15 protein-coding genes and 1 pseudogene are annotated in these 18,101 nt (G+C 35.8%); 9 read left to right on the top strand and 7 right to left on the bottom strand.

All coding sequences use genetic code 11. The features are described from left to right. Positions 1–25: 25 nt before the first annotated feature. The gene (locus tag M2373_RS05965; RefSeq protein WP_259108600.1) at positions 26–517 is read right to left on the bottom strand and encodes a hypothetical protein; all 492 of its coding nucleotides are present in this window, start codon (positions 515–517) and stop codon (positions 26–28) included. 21 nt (positions 518–538) lie between these two features. Next, positions 539–1,144, bottom strand: a complete 606-nt coding sequence (locus M2373_RS05960) for a hypothetical protein (protein ID WP_259108598.1) — start codon at positions 1,142–1,144, stop codon at positions 539–541. 212 nt (positions 1,145–1,356) lie between these two features. On the opposite strand from M2373_RS05960, the gene recR reads away from it, so the two are divergent. The 5 genes from recR to M2373_RS05935 are packed head-to-tail and all read left to right on the top strand — an operon-like array spanning position 1,357 to position 5,507. Further along, positions 1,357–1,971, top strand: coding sequence for a recombination mediator RecR (gene recR / locus M2373_RS05955; RefSeq protein ID WP_259108596.1), 615 nt, complete (start codon positions 1,357–1,359; stop codon positions 1,969–1,971). Between the two features lie 30 nt (positions 1,972–2,001). After that, a complete protein-coding gene (locus M2373_RS05950; RefSeq protein ID WP_259108594.1) occupies positions 2,002–2,793 on the top strand; it encodes a glycosyltransferase family 2 protein in 792 nt (263 codons plus the stop codon). After that, the gene (locus tag M2373_RS05945) at positions 2,790–3,341 is read left to right on the top strand and encodes an acyltransferase (protein WP_259108592.1); all 552 of its coding nucleotides are present in this window, start codon (positions 2,790–2,792) and stop codon (positions 3,339–3,341) included. Before M2373_RS05950 ends, M2373_RS05945 begins: the two co-directional genes overlap by 4 nt. Before the next feature lie 4 nt (positions 3,342–3,345). Beyond that, positions 3,346–4,479, top strand: coding sequence for an NAD-dependent epimerase/dehydratase family protein (locus M2373_RS05940; protein WP_259108590.1), 1,134 nt, complete (start codon positions 3,346–3,348; stop codon positions 4,477–4,479). Beyond that, entirely contained in the window at positions 4,479–5,507 is a 1,029-nt protein-coding gene (locus M2373_RS05935; RefSeq protein ID WP_259108588.1) for a hypothetical protein, read from the top strand. The genes M2373_RS05940 and M2373_RS05935 overlap by 1 nt, the downstream gene beginning before the upstream one ends. Positions 5,508–5,565: 58 nt before the next feature. On the opposite strand, the gene secG is transcribed toward M2373_RS05935, so the two are convergent. The 3 genes from secG to M2373_RS05920 form a co-directional block, all read right to left on the bottom strand. Beyond that, on the bottom strand, positions 5,566–5,901 hold the full coding sequence (gene secG / locus M2373_RS05930) for a preprotein translocase subunit SecG (protein ID WP_259108587.1): 336 nt from the start codon (positions 5,899–5,901) through the stop codon (positions 5,566–5,568). 132 nt (positions 5,902–6,033) lie between these two features. Next, a complete protein-coding gene (locus M2373_RS05925; protein WP_259108586.1) occupies positions 6,034–8,067 on the bottom strand; it encodes a pitrilysin family protein in 2,034 nt (677 codons plus the stop codon). Between the two features lie 82 nt (positions 8,068–8,149). Beyond that, entirely contained in the window at positions 8,150–9,463 is a 1,314-nt protein-coding gene (locus M2373_RS05920; protein WP_259108585.1) for a pitrilysin family protein, read from the bottom strand. Between the two features lie 230 nt (positions 9,464–9,693). On the opposite strand from M2373_RS05920, the pseudogene M2373_RS05915 reads away from it, so the two are divergent. Together M2373_RS05915 and M2373_RS05910 are read left to right on the top strand one after the other, a co-directional pair. Continuing rightward, positions 9,694–9,921 (top strand): annotated as a pseudogene (locus tag M2373_RS05915) (thrombospondin type 3 repeat-containing protein); the annotation flags it as partial. Positions 9,922–10,733: 812 nt separating this feature from the next. After that, positions 10,734–13,070, top strand: coding sequence for an ATP-dependent helicase (locus M2373_RS05910; protein WP_259108584.1), 2,337 nt, complete (start codon positions 10,734–10,736; stop codon positions 13,068–13,070). Between the two features lie 172 nt (positions 13,071–13,242). Here the strand turns inward: M2373_RS05910 and nagB are convergent, their stop codons facing one another. Next, positions 13,243–15,162 (bottom strand): glucosamine-6-phosphate deaminase, encoded by a 1,920-nt coding sequence (nagB, locus tag M2373_RS05905; RefSeq protein ID WP_259108583.1) that lies wholly within the window; start codon positions 15,160–15,162, stop codon positions 13,243–13,245. A gap of 210 nt (positions 15,163–15,372) precedes the next feature. On the opposite strand from nagB, the gene M2373_RS05900 reads away from it, so the two are divergent. Beyond that, positions 15,373–16,191, top strand: a complete 819-nt coding sequence (locus M2373_RS05900; RefSeq protein WP_259108582.1) for an alpha/beta hydrolase — start codon at positions 15,373–15,375, stop codon at positions 16,189–16,191. A gap of 109 nt (positions 16,192–16,300) precedes the next feature. Beyond that, positions 16,301–17,068 (top strand): phospholipase D family protein, encoded by a 768-nt coding sequence (locus M2373_RS05895; protein ID WP_259108581.1) that lies wholly within the window; start codon positions 16,301–16,303, stop codon positions 17,066–17,068. Here M2373_RS05895 and M2373_RS05890 read toward each other — a convergent pair whose 3' ends face one another. Next, positions 17,069–18,079: an alpha/beta hydrolase gene (locus tag M2373_RS05890; RefSeq protein ID WP_259108579.1), complete on the bottom strand. Its 1,011-nt coding sequence runs from the start codon at positions 18,077–18,079 to the stop codon at positions 17,069–17,071. Between the last annotated feature and the right edge of the window lie 22 nt (positions 18,080–18,101).

Here is an 18,101-nt window from a genome sequence, read left to right as displayed (position 1 = left end):
AGCATTATTTTTGTTGGAAACGGGATTAGCATCCGCATTCTCCGTAGATAGGCATTGTTTCTACAGTTCCGTCAGGTTTTTCAATCGTCAGCGTCCCTTCAAACAGGAGGGCCTCTTCATGTTTTATTTTTTTACCTTTTACTGAAATTTTATAGTTGTCACTTTCAATTTCTTTGGTTAATTCTTCATCCACTTCCATGTCGCTGGATGAGATCAGCTTCATGGCTATTCTTTTACCGTCCAGTTTCATATAAGCTGTTTTACCGGCATCATCAGCGTAAATGTATTTTTCAGCTTCAAAATCAGCTTTATTTTTGGCAAAATAGCATGAACATTCTTTAATTTCAGTAGGAAACGGAAAAGTTTCCACTAAAATTTTTCCTAAGGAAGCCTCTGTTTTTGCAGAATCCTGAACGATGTTAATGGAATCTGCGGTTCCTTTATCAGAAACAGTTGTTTTGTCTTTTTTACAAGCGACCAAAAGGAACGCCGAAAAGAAAATAATTAGGTATTTCATTGTTTGTGGTTTTGTGTTATTTTATCCTCTTGATCTTTCAAGAAGGGTCATCATTAATAATGAAAGGATTACTAAGCTTTCTTCCTCATCGTCAATATCAATAAGTCTGTCCAGCTGAAATCTTCTTCCAAAGAAAGAAGGCATTTTTTTAAGTTTAAAATAGGCTTTTCCGTCAATTCCTGTTACCGTGTAAGTAGGATTAAGAAAATATCCTGTAAACATGCCGATGATTGGTATTTCACCTACGAAATTATCCCAGAATCTTACCCATGCACTGTTTTCCTGAACTTTAAACTTAGGCTGATCCTGAGCATCCAGAATATCATAGCTGGCTTTCCAGATAGAACGCATTCCTTTTCTTGCCAGTCTGCCGTAGTTTTTTCCGGTGTTTACTTCAGTTAATGCATAAGAAGCGTTAAAATCAATCCATTTGTTAGCACGGATTCTGAAAAGTTCTTTTGATTTGCTTTCGTCATTGAAAACGATGACATCTTCTTTTAGTTTAAACATTTTCTGACGAACGTAAGCCACATAGTTTCCGTTCCTGTCTGTAATGTTGAAATCACTGGCAAGAGTCGTGATTTTGAATTTAAAATCCAGAGGATAATTTAAATTGTTAAGTACCATTTAGTTTAAATTTTCAATTAATATTTAGGAGGAGCAAAGATAGAAGTTTTTTTAAAGATACAATGATAAGTTACGTTGATGAGCACTTATGTTGGGATAATGATAACAGAAAACAGAAACATTGAATTTATTTTATAAATGAATCATGAATTGTTTTATAATTGTAAAGTGACTATTTACACTTTACAACTATTATCGCTATTTTTGTAGCTATGGATTATCCTAGTAAAGTTTTAGCAAAAGCAGTAGATGAAATCTCGGGACTGCCCGGGATTGGCAGGAAAACGGCTTTGCGTTTGGCATTACATTTATTAAAACAACCCAATTCCCGAGCGGTAACTTTGGGGAATTCAGTGATTAATCTTGTTAATGAGATAAAATACTGTAAAGAATGTCATAATTTTTCGGATTTTGAGATTTGTGAAATATGCAGCAATGAAAAGAGAAATGATCAGTTGATCTGCATTGTTGAGGATGTTCGTGATGTTATTGCTATTGAAAATACAGGGAAATATACAGGGAAATATTTGATCTTGGGAGGTAAAATTTCTCCAATGGAAGGAGTAGGACCTAACCAACTGAATATTTCGAGCATTGAAAAGAAGCTTAATGAAGGTAAAGTAAAAGAATTTATCTTTGCTTTGAGTGCTACGATGGAAGGGGATACCACAGCCTATTATATTTATAAGAAATTTAAAGGTTTTAATGTTAATTTTTCCAGTATTGCCAGAGGTATTTCTGTGGGTGACGAACTGGAATATGCTGACGAAATATCTCTGGGGAGGTCTATCATGAACAGGCTTCCCTATAATGAAAGCAATTCCTGATTCTTTTTCTGTCATCCTAAAAACCAAATCATGATTTCCGTAATAATTCCAATGTATAATGCTGAAGAGACTATTGTTAAAGCTTTAGATTCTGTTGTTCATCAAAATTATAATCTGGATGAATTTGAAGTGATTGTGATTAATGACGGTTCTGAAGATCAAAGTAAAAATGTCGTCGAGCATTATAAAAATACTCATCCGGACATCTGTATTATAATTGTTGATCAGCCAAATGGAGGCGTTTCAAAAGCAAGAAACAAAGGTTTGAGTATTGCAAAAGGAGATTATATTGCATTTTTGGATTCTGATGATGAATGGCTTCCGGATAAAACGGAAAAGCAGATGAAGCTACTTACAGATAAAAATCTTAATGTAGACTTTATTACAAGTCTTAGGAATGGCGAAAAAATCTGGTTTCCGTATGTCGCGAATGAGCATAATCTGGCACCCATTAGCCTTAAAAAATTACTGATAAGAGTAGATGGCCAAACTTCAACGGCTTTGTTTAAAAGAAAAATCGTTGAAAATACAGGTTTTTTCGATGAAAATCAAAGATATTCTGAAGATGCCAATTACTGGATGAAAATTTCTAAAAACAACGCAATGTATATTCTGGGGGAAGAACTGGTATTTACAGGTGGAGGAAAAAGATCTTTCGGGGCTTCAGGACTCTCTGCAAATATTCCTGAAATGGAAAAAGGAATTCAGAAGAATATATTGGAAATGTATAAAATGAATAGAATTAATTATTTTGAGTATATTTTGTTTTTTATATTTTCGAAAGTGAAATATTTTATTCGCATTTTTAAAACGAAACTATGATCTATAAAATCTTTTGGGCATTAAGAGCGGTGTTATATGCGCCTTTTTTTGGAAAATTCGGTTTTCCGTCATATTTGGGCAGACCATTGTTTTTAATGGGAATCAGAAAAGTTTTTATAGGAAAAAAAGTAAGAATTTTTCCGCATCTGAGAATGGAAGTTCATCGGTCGGGAAATATACATATTCAGGATGATGTGGTGATTTCACAAAATGTACACATTACATCCGCCGGAAATCTCATCATTGGTAAAAGTTCTCTGATATTGGCAAATGTTTTTATTACCAATATTGATCACGATTATGAAGAAATTAATAAACACGTGGTAAAACAGGAATACCTGATCAAAGACACAATCATAGGAGAGAACTGTTATATTGGTATGGGATCGGCGATCATGGCAGGAACTATACTCGGCAAACAATGTATTGTAGGCGCAAATTCTGTAGTAAGAGGTGAATTTCCTGACTATTGTGTGATTGTAGGAGCTCCTGCAAAAATTGTAAAAACATATAATTTTGAAACTCAGAAATGGGAAAAAATAAACTAATACTATGAAGAAGATTCTAATAACGGGTGGAGCAGGTTTTATAGGAAGTAAGCTTTCTCTGGAACTTAAACAGAAAGGCTATGAAGTAACAATATTAGATAATCTTTCTTCACAGATTCACGGAGAAGATCCTGAATCTGATTCTCCTTTATACAGAAGTGTTTTAGGAAAAGTAAACTTCATCAAAGGTGATGTTGCCAATTTTGGAGACTGGGAAAAAGCACTTGAAGATCAGGATGTCGTTGTACACTTTGCGGCAGAAACAGGGACCGGTCAGTCGATGTATCAGATTGAAAAATATACAGAAGTAAATGTCTCCGGAACAGCTATTATGCTGGATATTTTGGTTAACCAGCCGCATAAAGTTAAAAAAGTGATTATCGCTTCTTCCAGAGCTGTTTACGGTGAAGGGAAATACCTGCATCCGGAATTGGGATTGATCTATCCTAAGCCCCGAAATGTAGAAACGATGCGAGACGGTAAGTTTGAGATTATCTATCCGGACGGACAGACGCTTACTGCACTTCCTACGGACGAAGAATCGAAAATTCATCCGACTTCTATTTACGGAATTACCAAATATACCCAGGAGCAAATGGTCATGACAGCCTGTTCGTCGATGGGTGTTGCACCGGTGGCTTTACGTTTTCAGAATGTATATGGAGAAGGGCAGTCGCTGCTTAATCCATACACCGGAATTTTGTCTATTTTTTCATCGCAGATCCTTAATGGAAATGATATCAATGTTTTTGAAGACGGTAAAGAGTCGCGGGATTTTATTCATGTTGATGATGCCGTTGAAGCAACGATAAAATGTATTGAAAATGATGCTGCGAATGGTGAGGTATTTAATATTGGAACAGGGGTTTCCACGGCAGTTACGACTGTTGCGGAAAGTCTTAGAAAGTTTTATAGTATAGATTTTGAAATTAATGTTTCAGGTCAGTTCCGCTTAGGGGATATCAGGCATAATTTTGCTGATATCAGTAAGATCAAGACAAAACTGAATTTTCAGCCACAGATATCTTTTGAAGAGGGCATGTGCAAATTTACAAGTTGGGTATTACAACAAAATATTCAGGATGTGAAGTTTAAAGAATCACTGGAGGAGATGAAAATTAAAGGCCTTTTGAAATAATGAGTTTAAAAGGGAAAAAAATACTTTTTCTGTCAGTTAGCTTTTTTAAATATGAAAGAGCAATTGCCAACAGGCTTTGTGAAATGGGTGCTGAGGTCGATTTCTATGATGAAAGACCCTCCAATTCGAATTTTTCTAAGGGAATCATTCGTTTCAATAAAAAGCTCTATCAGTCAAAAATCAGTTCATATTATAAGAGAATTTTAAATGAAATAGGAAATAAGCCATATGATTATTTTCTGCTCATTAAAGGAGAGGCTATTCCCACTTTTTTTCTTGAAAAGATCAAGCAGGATCGACCTGATATGGAAATGATCTATTATAATTTTGATCCGCTTACGGAATATCCCACGCTGATTTCACACCTAAAGTATTTCGATAGAAAATTTACATTTGAGTATGAAGATTCTGTTGCATATAATTTAAGTTTCCGACCTTTATTTTACGTAGACGAATACAAAAATCTGAATCAACAGGTTTCTTCATTCGACTATGATATTGTTTTTATAGGAAGCGCACACACCGATCGTTATATTGTAGGGGAAAAAGTGAAATCTATCGCTGATAAACTGAGATTAAAAACCTTCTTTTATTATTATGCAATGGGGAAAATTGCTTTTAGATTAAAGAAAATAGTAGATAAAAGCCTGGAACAGTTTGACAGTAAAAAACTAAGCTTTGAGAAACTAAATCATCAGCAGATTATTTCATTTTATCAAAAAACAAAGTCGGTACTGGATATTAATAAACCTTTTCAGAATGGTTTAACGATAAGGACCTTTGAGGTTTTGGCTGCCGGAAGAAAATTAATTACAACCAATACGGATATCAGAAATTATCCTTTTTACAGTCCGGACAATATTTTAATTCTAGATCGGGAAAATATTCAGCTGGATACTGATTTTTTTAAATCTGATTTTCAGGAATTGGATCATCAGGTTCTTCAGATGATGTCCCTTGATTCTTTTATTCACTGTCTGTTTTTTGAAGATCAGCATTCCTATTGGAATTCATTCAGAAAAAATTAAACAAAATAAAAAAGCAACTCAATTGAGTTGCTTTTCTTATATGTAAAAATGTATTTACTTATTTAGCTGGTGTTGCCGGAGCTTGAGCCGGAGCAGATGACTGTTTTGCCGGAGCTTCTTTCTGTACAGGTTGTTTTTGAGCCGGAGCTGCCAATGATGGCTTACCTGTAATAACAACACTTATAAGAATAAGAACAATAATGACTGCACCCAGACTCCATGTTGCTTTTTCCATAAAGTCATTGGTTCTTTGTACTCCAAATTGCGCAGAAGACGCACCTCCGAATGTACTTGAAAGACCTCCACCTTTCGGGTTTTGAGCCATAACAACGATTACCAGTAAAACGCTAGCAATCATAATAAGAACCATCAATAATATAAATATTGTATCCATTAATTTGATATCTTTTTGAATGGGCAAATTTAATCTTTTTTTACCGAATAGCAAAAAAAGATGTGTGCAAATGTTAATAAAAATAAAAACGACAACAATTGTTGCCGTTTTTTCTATGAAATAGAGATATTCTTATTTGAAATCTGAATCTTTAGCCTGATTAACCACGTAAGATTTTACAGCCAGGTTAATATCCATTCCACCCATATTCTGAATGATAGTGAATGGTAATTTCACTCCTGAAACCTCTTTGTAATCTGCATAGCTTGTAGGGATAGAACCGCCTTCTCCAGTTTTTACTTCTCCGGTTTTAAGACCAGTTTTTACACTGTAATAGTACGTTTCTTTTGCTCCTTTTACTACATAAGAGTCTTCATTGTTATATTTTTCGATTCCTGCTAATTTGTATTCAGCAGATTTTGCGAAAGTTAATTCCGGGAAAAGCTCAGTATCTTTAGACATTTCAGCTTTTTGCTTGTCGCTTAAAGGATTTTTCTGTCCCTGAGCTTCCATATAGCCTTCTTTACCGTCAAAAACGATTTTCTGAACGGTATTTCCCATCATGCTGATGTTCATAGACATTTTTCCGCCTTTTGCCTGAACCATTTTCATACTCATATCCATTCCCTGCACTTTTGTAGTGGCATCAGTAGAGATAGAAGTGATTTTCTGAACGGCAGCAGCTCCTCCGATAGCATTGATGTATTTGTCAGCAACAGATCCGATTGTTACGCTTGCGTCAACTTTTTGAGCTGCAGGTTTAGCAACAGGATTAGCATCTTTATCAAAATACTTTACAGGGTAACCCAATTTCTCTAAACCTTCAGAAATATCAGACGCTTTTCCGGCAATGAAAATTCTGCTTTGATTTGGTAAAATAGTAGCTTTTACAGCATTGGTAACATCTGCTGCTGTTACTTTATCAATAGATTTTAAGTAATTGGTATAAAAATCAGCAGGAAGATCCTGAACTTTTTGGTTTAATGCAAATCTTGCAATTGTTTCCGGTTTTTCTAAAGACATGATGAAAGAACCTTTCAGCTTCGCTTTAGCGTTGGCCAATTCTTCAGGTTTTACTGTAGAAATTGCATTAAGTTCATTCATGAATTCCTTAACGGCCTTATCTGTTACTTCATTTCTTACACTTGCTTCAGCAGAAAATTCCGGAGAATATTTGCTTGCACTCATACTGGAATAGGCGCCATATGTGAAACCGTTTTTTTCACGAAGATTCATGAAAAGTCTTGCTTCACCACCTCCACCTAAGATGTAGTTGGCTATTGTTGCAGGGAAGTAGTTGGCATCTTTCATCTTAAGCGTATTCAGGTTATTTAAAGAAACAACCGACTGTACGGCAGAAGGAACGTCTACCACATTAATTTCCGTTTTAGCAACATTGGAAGCAGGTTCCAATTGAGAAATCGGAGTATTGGCTTTTTTCCATCCGTTGAAAGCTTTTTCAACTAATGATTTTACCTGATCAAATTTTACATCTCCAACGATTACTAAATAAGCATTGTCCGGAGCATAATATTTTTTGTATACATTTTGTACGTCAGATAATTGGATTTTGTTAACCGATTCTACGGTTTCAAATTCTCCTCTTGACGTGTTTTTTCCGTACATCAAAGCATTAGAAACTCTTGATGCGATAGAAGAAGCATTCTTCTCATCAGATTTCAATGCTTCAATTGTTCTTTCTTTAGAACTCTGAATTTCTTCAGCAGAGAACTTAGGGTTGATGATAGCATCGGCCATCAAGCCTAAAACTTCAGGAAAATATTTTGAAAGAGAATTGGCAAAAGCACCATTGGATGAGAAGCTTAAATTAGCTCCAAGATAATCAACTTTTTTATTGAAATCATCCTTGCTCATGTTCGTTGTTCCGTTTTCGAACTGTTCTGCCATGATAGAGCTTACCCCAGAAACTGCTCCTTCATAATAAGGAGGTCTGTCCATAGAAAGGTTGGCATTTACTCTTGGTAATTTGTTGTTTTCAACCACCATTACTGTAAGACCATTGCTCAGTTGGAAAGTTTTTGGCTTAGCAATATTAATAGCCGGAGTAGGTCCCGGTTTTGGCATTGCATTAAGATCTATTTTTTGTGCTGAAATCGTTCCTGCGAATAAAAACGCTGCAGCTATATATGTTAATTGCTTTTTCATTTGTAAAAATTTAATTTTTAATAATTCTTTTTTAACAATTGATAATGTATTAAAGTCTATTATCTTGTATCTGTTTTTAGAATTATTTTTTTTCAGGTACGTAATTAATGATTACTCTTTGATTAGAATTCAGGTACTTTTTAGCAGCGTTCTGAAGATCCTGTCTTGTTACAGATCTGTAGATGTCAATTTCTTTATTGATAAGATTGGTATCACCCATCAATACGTGATTTGTTGCCAATGAAGCAGCAATTCCCTGAATGCTTGAATTCGCATTTACAAATTGGTTTTCATACTGGTTCTGAAGTTTCTGATAGTCTTCTTCAGAAATTAAACTGGTCTGAAGTTTTTTGATCTCTGCATCAATGTCAGCCTGTAAAGTTGCTTTAGTAGTTTGTCCCATTGGAATTGCAAAGAATGCAAAAATACCGTAATCTTCAAGACCCTGGTTGAAAGCAGCTACCTGAAGTGCTTTTTTCTCCTGATCAACCAATTTTTTATATAAAACTGAAGATTTACCATTGCTTAAATAAGAAGAAAGCATATCTAAAATATAAGCATCTTTTTCTTTATTTCCCGGAGTTCTGTAGGCGAAAACATAAGCAGGAAGCTGAATGTTCGGGTCCGTAGCGGTTACTTCTTTTTCCTGAGTAATTGGCGCATCTTTCGGGAAGTCTTTAGGAGTTACCGTTCCTTTTGGAATTCCTCCGTAATATTCCTGAATCCATTTTTTAGTCTGCTCAGGTTTGATATCTCCTGCAACCACTAAAGTAGCATTGTTCGGAACATAGAATTTTTTATAAAATGCCTGAAACTCTTCTAGTTTTGCAGCATTTAAATCTTCCATAGACCCGATTGTAGGCCAATTGTATGGGTGATTTGTGAAAAGATTTTTCTGAATTGTTGTGAAAAGATTTCCATAAGGCTGGTTATCCATTCTCAGTCTTTTTTCTTCTTTTACAACCTCTCTCTGTGTATCTACACCTACTTGGTTGATAACAGCGTGACGTAATCTTTCTGCTTCCATCCAAAGTCCCAGTTGCTCGTTATTGGATGGGAAAGTTTCATAGTAATACGTTCTGTCATTGGTCGTGTTAGCGTTGTTTTGCCCTCCGTTTGATGAAACGATCTTGAACCAGTCACCTCTTTTGATGTTTGGTGTTCCCTCAAATAAAAGGTGCTCGAAGAAGTGAGCAAAACCGGTTCTTCCTTTTACTTCATCTTTAGCACCTACATGGTACATTACTCCTGTTGTAACTACCGGTGCAGAATTATCTTGATGAAGGATTACGTGAAGACCATTTGGTAAGTCATATTCTTCGAATTTAATTTGTTGTGCATTCAGAGCCATTCCGAAGAAAGCCGCTGCAGCAACAGAAAGAAGTCGCTTTTTCATAAAGTAGAAATTGTTTTGTCAATTAGTTCCAAAAATACTTTAATTGTTACAATTTCCCGAAGTTTTTTTTCCGACTTTTGTCAGATCAATGATACATGATCCAAAATATGAAATATTCTTTCTTTTTGCCTCTGTTTTTGCTTTCAATTGCCTGTCAGGCACAGGAAAATTTACAAAATGAAGTTTTAAAAAAATGTAGAAAAGAATTCAGTAAAAAGAAATGTCTTTCGGATTATGATGAAGATAAAATACCATTTTACCAGGATAAATGCCCTGAGAAAGCCGGTCCGGAAGAAAATAACGGTTGCCCCTGGCCAGACATGGATAAAGATGACGTCATTGATAAAGATGATAGCTGCCCGGAAGTCGCAGGTCCTATGGAAAATAATGGCTGCCCATGGCCGGATACAGATGGTGACGGAGTTTTAGATAAAGATGATCCTTATCCGACAAACCCCAATAAGAATGGCAAAGAATGTGAAAAAATTTATGCAACAGAAAAAGTATGTTATGAAAAAACTGTAGAGGAACTTAGTAAAACAGATTTTTCAGGACTTATTGATCTGTTATTTGAAGAACAGGATTTTAAAACATTTTTAGCTCAGCCCAAAAAATATATTTTTATCAAAAAAATCATTGGTACCGTAGGTGCGGAATGCGGAAATGATCCTTATTACGATTGTAAACATTTTGAAAAAAATAATAACAATGACGTATTCGTGAAGCTTTGGAATAAAGATAATTTTAATAAAATCAGGAAAAAATTAGGCAATAAAACGATCATTCCTCTCATATCTTATGGTACAGACGGATATTCTCATTTTGAGGAAAATGATCATGAAAATTATTTTCTAACTAATAAAATAACTCCTTTCTATAAAGGCAGATTCAATGATAACGGAAAAATCGGGAATATTTACTATACAGCACCTCAAAAACCGGTCAGGGAATTGGCGATTACTCAAAAAGGTAATAATATGACAGGGTTAGACTATGCAAGTTTTTCTATTGCTGTACTTCCTCAGTTTTACAATGATTCTGACATAGAATATTTGGTACAGCTTACTTTTTCTGATGATAAACAAGGTGATAGAAGAGCTTTGACTAAGTATTATCGCTTCAATGACGGAAAGTGGTTTTTCAGCCGCGTTTTTGAATAATATAAAACTTAGAAGGTAATCGGTGATTTTTAAAAAATATTCAGCATCAATCTAAAATTTGAATTCTCCATATAATACACTAATTTTGTGTTCCCAAAATTTTTTGCAGCATGGAGGATTATCTGAAAGGACTTAATGAATCACAATTTGAAGCCGTTACCACATTACAGGGACCATTAATGGTGCTTGCAGGGGCGGGTTCGGGAAAAACACGTGTGTTGACAATGCGTATTGCGCATTTGATCACCAATGGAGTAGACCCTTTCAATATTCTGGCGTTAACTTTTACCAACAAAGCGGCGAAAGAAATGAAAGAACGTATTGCAAAGGTGGTAGGACAAAGTAATGCAAGAAGCCTTTGGATGGGGACTTTTCACTCGGTATTTGCGAGAATTCTGAGAGGGGAAGCTCATAATCTCGGTTATCCTTCGAACTTTACAATCTATGATCAGCAGGATGCCCTGAATGTTATCAGAAAGGTGATCAAAGACATGAACATTGATGCAGATTTATATAAACCTAAAAAAGTTCAGTCCAGAATTTCGACCTATAAAAATAATCTGATCACGGTAAAGGCATATTACAACAATCCGGAATTAATGGAAGCTGATGAAAAAGCGAACATGAAATTCATCGGACAGATTTATCAGAAATATGTTGAGGCATGTTTCAGAAACGGAGCCATGGATTTTGATGATTTGCTTTTGAAAACCAATGAGTTATTAACCCGTTTTCCTGAGGTGCTGGCAAAATATCAGGACAGATTCAGATATATTCTGGTGGATGAGTACCAGGATACCAACCATTCTCAGTATCTGATTGTCAAAGCTCTGGCTTCAAAGTTTGAAAATATCTGTGTGGTAGGTGATGATGCACAGTCTATTTACTCTTTCCGTGGTGCCAATATTTACAACATATTAAATTTCAAAAAAGATTATCCCGATGCTATTACAGTTTCGTTGGAACAAAATTACCGTTCTACACAAAATATCGTAAACGCAGCGAATGTTGTAATTGCTAAAAACTTACAACAGTTTAAGAAAAATGTTTTCAGTGAAAATGAAGAAGGGGAGAAGATAAAAGTCTACCGCTCACTTTCTGATGCTGATGAAGCGAATTTCGTGGCGGGAAATATCTGGGAAACCAGAAACAGGGAACAGAGAAAATACAGCGATTTCGCTATTTTATACCGGACAAATTCTCAAACGCGTGCTTTTGAAGATGCTTTGAGACGTAAAAATATTCCGTACAAAGTATACGGAGGTCTGTCTTTCTACCAAAGAAAAGAAGTTAAGGATTTAATTGCTTATCTGCGTCTTTTGATCAATGAGAATGATTCTGAAGCATTAATGAGGATTATTAACTATCCTGCCAGAGGAATAGGAGAAACCACTCAGAATAAAGTCATTGTTTTTGCTGATGCTCACAATATTTCTGTGTCGAAAGTTTTAGACAGTCTGCCGATGTATGCTCCGCAGTTAGGACTGAATAATGGTGTTTTAAATAAACTGAATGATTTCTGGTCCATGATCAAAGCATTTAAGGTATTGCTTAAAACAGAAACGGCTTATGATGTTGCGATGGAAGTGGCAAAGCGCAGTGGATTAATCAAGTTTTTAAAAGATGATCAGACTCCGGAAGGGATTTCCCGTGTAGAAAATATTCAGGAATTGATGAATTCTATGCAGGGATTTATTGAAGAGCAGATGCAGCTTGAAGACGGAGATCCTAGCTTACCGAACTTCCTTGAAAATATCGCTCTTTCTGCAGATACGCAGAATAAGGATGATGATGAAGAGGAGATGGTTTCATTAATGACCATTCACCTTTCAAAAGGACTGGAGTTTCCGGTGGTTCACCTGGTTGGTCTGGAAGAAAATCTTTTTCCAAGCTTTATGAGTTCGGCAACGAGAGAAGATCTGGAAGAAGAAAGAAGATTGTTCTATGTAGCTTTAACGAGAGCAGAAAAACAGGCATTTTTCTCATATGCAGTTTCGCGTTTCCAATGGGGTAAAATTACAGATGCAGAACCTTCAAGATTCTTAAGTGAAATTGATGATCAATATATAGAATTTGTGAATCCGGCTATTGAAAAGCGTTTCATTAACAATTCCGGAGTGAAATCCAATATTTTTGATGAGCATCCTTCGGAGATGAAAAGCTTTAAAAGAGTAGAAAAAAAGACCATCGAAAGAGCAGAAGGCTCAAAACCTATTGCTGAGCCTCGCAAGCTTAAACCTGTCGCTACCGCAAAAATTATTAATCCAAGTGGTGCCTCATCACAGGATATTGAAGTGGGAGATAAGGTGAGACACGACCGTTTCGGGATCGGAGAAGTCACATTCCTTGATGGTACGGATCCTCAAAATATTAAAGCCAAAGTCATTTTCATGCATGAAGGTGAAAAGAACTTAATTTTAAAATACGCTAAACTGACGAAAATATAAACCGTCATTGCGAAGGAGTAAAGCGACGAAGCTATCTCGAAAATATTTCCCCACAGATCTCGCAGATTTGCACGGATGATTGCGCATAATTTTTTTTTAAAATAATAATAAAATAGACATAAATATCTGTGCAAATCTGCGAGATCTGTGGGAATAAAAAATTATAAGAAAACTAAAACTTCCATCTCACAAAAGCTTCCATTGCTTCATACTCGGCAAGACCTAACTGGTCATATGCTTTCGCTGTTTCACGATTCCGGTCTTCTGCACGCTGCCAAAACTCACGGGAATCATCGCCCGGAAAAACGGCTTTGTCTTTCTGGCTTTGGTGCTTAAAGATGGCTTGTTTTTTTCTTTCGAGCTCCTGTGGGCTTATCGGAACTGCCATTTCGATTTCATGAGTTTCGAATTCATGCCAGGCGCCACGATACATCCATAACCAACAGTCTTTTGCCCAGCTTTCTGTTTTGCGTAACTGTTTCATTGCTTCCAGAATGATCGTAAAACAAATAATATGGGTGCCGTGGGGATCTTCAAAATCTCCCGCTGAAAAAATCTGATGAGGTTTAATTTTTTGTAATAATTCAATCGTTAACTGAATGTCTTTTTCGGTGACCGGATTTTTCTGCTTTTTGCCGGTTTCATAAAATGGAAGCGACTGAAAATGAATATGATCATCGCTCAGTCCGCAATAACGGGCTCCTGCTATAGCTTCTCCTTTTCTGATCAATCCCTTTACGGACTGTATTTCAGGAGAATCTACGTCGTTGGGTTTTTTATGATCAATAAAGGTTCTCATCTTTTGATAAAGTGCCTGCATTTCGGTACTGCCTATGCCCATTTTTTTCGAAAAATCAACATTGAATTCTATAAAACGAAGTGCATCATCATCCCAGACTGCAGTATTTCCGGAAGTCTGATAGGCAACATGTACATCATGTTTCTGATCTACCAGCCGGATAAAAGTTCCTCCCATAGAAATAACATCGTCATCAGGATGCGGAGAAAAGATAAGGACTCTCTTTTTTGCAGGTTCTGCTCTTTCGGGACGCTGGGAGTCATCAGCATTAGGTTTTCCTCCCGGCCAGCCTGTGATAGTATGTTGCAGTTTATTGAAAATTTTGATGTTAATATTATAGACAGGACCTTTTTCTGTGGCCAACTGTGCCATTCCGTTATTGTTGTAATCATCTTCGGTGAGTTTTAAAACGGGCTTTCGAAGCGTATTGGCCAGCCAGATAACGGCTTTATGAATCAACTCGTCAGTCCATATACAGTCTTTTACCAGCCAGGGTGTGTTGAATCGGGTAAGTTCGGAAGCGGCAGGATCATCAAGGATAAATTCAACATTATTGGACAATTGCAGGTAGGTTGCAGGAACTTCTCCTGAAATTTCACCTTCAACAGCCTTTTTTATAATAGATGCTTTCTTACCGCTCCATGCCATCAGAATAATTTCCCGGGCCTTGAAAATAGTACCTATCCCCATGGTAACGGCTTTCGTAGGAACAAAACTTTTGCCTCCAAAGTCTTTCGCAGCATCTCTTCGGGTAAGATCATCTAAAGTCACCAGTCGTGTTCCTGAATTGGGAGCGGAACCGGGCTCATTAAATCCGATATGTCCCGTCCGGCCTATCCCCAGAATTTGTATGTCCAGTCCGCCCAGGCTTTCAATTTTCTTTTCATATTCTAAACAGAAAGCGGGAATGCCTTCCAGAGCAATGGTGCCGTTAGGAATATAGATATTGCTTTTTTCGATATTAATATGATCGAAAAGATTTTCTTTCATAAAGGTGACATAACTCTGCGCAGCATTGGGCTGCATAGGGTAATATTCATCGAGATTAAATGTGATGACATTATGAAAACTCAATCCTTCCTGTTTATGGAGTCTTACGAGCTCTGCATATACCGCAATAGGTGTAACTCCTGTAGCAAGACCGAGTACGGCAGGCTGATTTTCGGATTGCTTTTTTTTAATGATGTCAGCGATACGATTAGCAACGGCAATGGATGCAGTTTGAGGATTTTCAAATACGGAAACCGGAAGTTTTTCGAAGCGGGTTTCTTCTAACAAATTTAATTTCATCATACTGATATTTTGTTTAATAAATATAATCAGTTATGGTTGAATATTAAATAGTTAATAAATGTATTTTGTTTGTGATTATAAATTGTAATTAAAATATTTATAAATGATTTAAAAAATAAATTTACTTCTAGGATGATCAGATAAAATTTAAATATTTATCAAAATGAGACAATAGTAAATTTGTATATTTAAACCTTAAAACTATTCATTATGCTTCGGATTCTTACCTGTTTGACACTTACATTATTTTCCCTTAACGTATTTTCTCAGAATTATAATACAGTTAACAACATTCATTATTATGATGAAAAAACAAATAGATCGGATGTTTACATTAATGAAAGATGTGTTCTTGATCTGTATGTGCCCAAAGATGTAAAGAATTTTCCTACGGTAATCTGGTTTCACGGCGGTGGTTTGACAGGCGGGCAAAAAGAAATACCTGAAGCTCTGAAAAATAAAGGAATTGCAGTAATTGGTGTTAATTACAGGCTTTCACCAAAAGTAAACGCACCCAAATATATTGAAGATGCTGCGGCTGCTACGGCCTGGGCTTTTAAAAATATAAAAAAATACGGTGGAAGTGAAGATTTGATTTTTATTTCAGGACATTCTGCAGGTGGTTATCTTGCAGCTATGGTTGGCCTCAACAAATCTTATCTGAATATCTATGGAATTGATGCTGATAAACTTGCCGGAATTATCCCTTTCAGCGGACAGATGATTTCTCATTTTACAGCCAGAAAAGAAAAAGGAATTGACGAACTGGATGCAAGAATTGATGATTTTGCACCCCTTCATTTTATCCGTGCCGATGCTCCTCCATTATTACTGATAGCAGGTGATCGTGAAAAAGAATTATTCGGAAGGTATGAAGAAAATGCCTACATGGCAAGAATGATGAAATTAAAAGGGCATAAGCAAACAACTTTGTATGAACTGGATGGTTTTGATCATGGAGGAATGGCTCAACCCGCATTTCCTTTGCTTCTGAATGAAATTAAAAGAGTGGAAAAGCTGAAAAAATAAAAAGATTCTCAGTTATTTATAAAACAGTATTGATTATCGCTTTGCAGGATTTACTTTTGCAAAGTTTTTTATTTTAAACTTTTGATGAAAATTAAATTGAGTTCGAACAATGGGAGTATTTTATAATAATGCAATCTGTGATATTTATATAGGGAAAAGTGCAGGCGCAAAGCTGATGCAGGATATAAGAAATGCAAAGAGAAATGTGAAAATTGTATCTCCTTATCTTTCTCCTTTTTTGATCAAAGAATTAATTGATCTTCATTCCAGAGGGATCAATATCAGGCTTATTACAAGTGATGAAATCGAAGATTTTTACGGTTATGACAAAAATATTCATAAGTTGATTATTCAGCATAAACATGTAGATGAAAAGGCAAAGGAAACACGAGACAGTCTTGTCAGTTTATCAGGAACCTTGCTTTTTGCAATGATCGGACTTGGAGTTGTTTTGATTCCTTTAATATATCTTTTAAACAATTTTAAATTTGCATATGGTTTTATTCTTATTGCTTTAATGTTTTTTGTAAGGGATTCTGTCGTTAAAAAAATAAAAAGAACAAAAGTTTATCATTATACCTACAAACAGCTTTTTCCTTTTAAAGTATTTGTTTCTCCGAATAGTGGAAATTCTTTCAATAAAACATTCATTCATAGTAAGATTTACATTATTGATGATGAAATTGCTTATATGGGTTCTCTTAATTTTACGGGTAGTGGCGTAAAGGACAACCATGAAACAAGAATCAGAACTTCGGATCCTAATGCTGTTTCCAAAATTATAGAAGAGGTAAAAGAGATCTTTTACCATTCGAATCTGGTAGAAAGAGATGTTCAGTTTTGGGGAAGCCAGCTGTACGAAGAGCCAGACAATTGATTATTTTTTCTGTGCAACAATAAAATCTACCATTTCATCAACAAGCTGATCAAGATAAGCCTTATCTGTGGTTCTGAAACCGTGATTTCCACCTTCCACAACAGTTAATGAGTTTTTCATATTCTCATTCTGAAGTGCTTTCTGAAGTTTTTTGGATTGTTTTAAAGGGACAATCTTATCTTTATTTCCCTGTAAAATAAGCGTTGGAACTGCATGGTCAACATAAGTGATCGGAGAGATCGTTTTAAAATAATCTACTACTTTTCTCTTGTCATCTTTAATTTCATAGCCGGACATTCCGCGAATCAGATTTTCTCTCAGGCTAACAATTTTTTTAGAAAATAGCCCGACAATAAATACCGGAAATCTTCCGATTCGGGTAAGCAAAAGTTTGTTTAAATCTGTCGGTCCGAAATTATTGACAACATAATTTACTTTTGCAGAATAGCCGGAAAGTTCCGGAGCTCCTACAAATTCATTATCCTGGGTATAAGCAGCAAGCATTGATAGATGAGAACCGGCAGATGCTCCGAATAACCCAATGTTATTAGGGTCAAAATGATACTGATCAGCATTCTTTCTTACCCATCTTACTGCATCTTTGGTGTCATTGACTGGAGCCGGAAAATGAACGTCTTTGCTTACCAGAGTATAATCTATACTGATGACAGCATAGTTTTTTTCAACCAGTTTCAGAATCGTATTTTCAATATAGGTATCTGCATGAATGATTTTATCGCCGCCAACCCAGCCGCCACCATGTACATAAATGACTACAGGCAGCTTTTCAGAAGATGTATTTTTAGGTTTGTAAATATCTAGATGTAAAGAGTTTCCTTTGTCATCGGTTTTATAAACTACATTTTCTGAAAAAGAGGTTTTTTCCGGAAGAAGTATACTCTTTGGAGTTTTCGACTCAATTTGGTTTTGAGAAAATCCGAAATTAAATAAGCCCAGAAAAAACACAAAAAACAGGTTTATAGAAAACCTGTAAATTATATTGTGATTCATTGATTTCATAGAATATTTTTTG

The organism is Chryseobacterium sp. JUb7 (assembly GCF_024806495.1).
Classification (GTDB): domain Bacteria; phylum Bacteroidota; class Bacteroidia; order Flavobacteriales; family Weeksellaceae; genus Chryseobacterium.
This window is presented reverse-complemented; position numbering and strand designations above follow the sequence as displayed.

Bases quoted from the DNA above. Each gene is read 5' to 3' on its own strand.
- M2373_RS05965 (WP_259108600.1), bottom strand. From the start codon at position 517: ATGAAATACCTAATTATTTTCTTTTCGGCGTTCCTTTTGGTCGCTTGT.
- M2373_RS05960 (WP_259108598.1), bottom strand. From the start codon at position 1,144: ATGGTACTTAACAATTTAAATTATCCTCTGGATTTTAAATTCAAAATC.
- recR (WP_259108596.1), top strand. From the start codon at position 1,357: ATGGATTATCCTAGTAAAGTTTTAGCAAAAGCAGTAGATGAAATCTCG.
- M2373_RS05950 (WP_259108594.1), top strand. From the start codon at position 2,002: ATGATTTCCGTAATAATTCCAATGTATAATGCTGAAGAGACTATTGTT.
- M2373_RS05945 (WP_259108592.1), top strand. From the start codon at position 2,790: ATGATCTATAAAATCTTTTGGGCATTAAGAGCGGTGTTATATGCGCCT.
- M2373_RS05940 (WP_259108590.1), top strand. From the start codon at position 3,346: ATGAAGAAGATTCTAATAACGGGTGGAGCAGGTTTTATAGGAAGTAAG.
- M2373_RS05935 (WP_259108588.1), top strand. From the start codon at position 4,479: ATGAGTTTAAAAGGGAAAAAAATACTTTTTCTGTCAGTTAGCTTTTTT.
- secG (WP_259108587.1), bottom strand. From the start codon at position 5,901: ATGGATACAATATTTATATTATTGATGGTTCTTATTATGATTGCTAGC.
- M2373_RS05925 (WP_259108586.1), bottom strand. From the start codon at position 8,067: ATGAAAAAGCAATTAACATATATAGCTGCAGCGTTTTTATTCGCAGGA.
- M2373_RS05920 (WP_259108585.1), bottom strand. From the start codon at position 9,463: ATGAAAAAGCGACTTCTTTCTGTTGCTGCAGCGGCTTTCTTCGGAATG.
- M2373_RS05910 (WP_259108584.1), top strand. From the start codon at position 10,734: ATGGAGGATTATCTGAAAGGACTTAATGAATCACAATTTGAAGCCGTT.
- nagB (WP_259108583.1), bottom strand. From the start codon at position 15,162: ATGATGAAATTAAATTTGTTAGAAGAAACCCGCTTCGAAAAACTTCCG.
- M2373_RS05900 (WP_259108582.1), top strand. From the start codon at position 15,373: ATGCTTCGGATTCTTACCTGTTTGACACTTACATTATTTTCCCTTAAC.
- M2373_RS05895 (WP_259108581.1), top strand. From the start codon at position 16,301: ATGGGAGTATTTTATAATAATGCAATCTGTGATATTTATATAGGGAAA.
- M2373_RS05890 (WP_259108579.1), bottom strand. From the start codon at position 18,079: ATGAATCACAATATAATTTACAGGTTTTCTATAAACCTGTTTTTTGTG.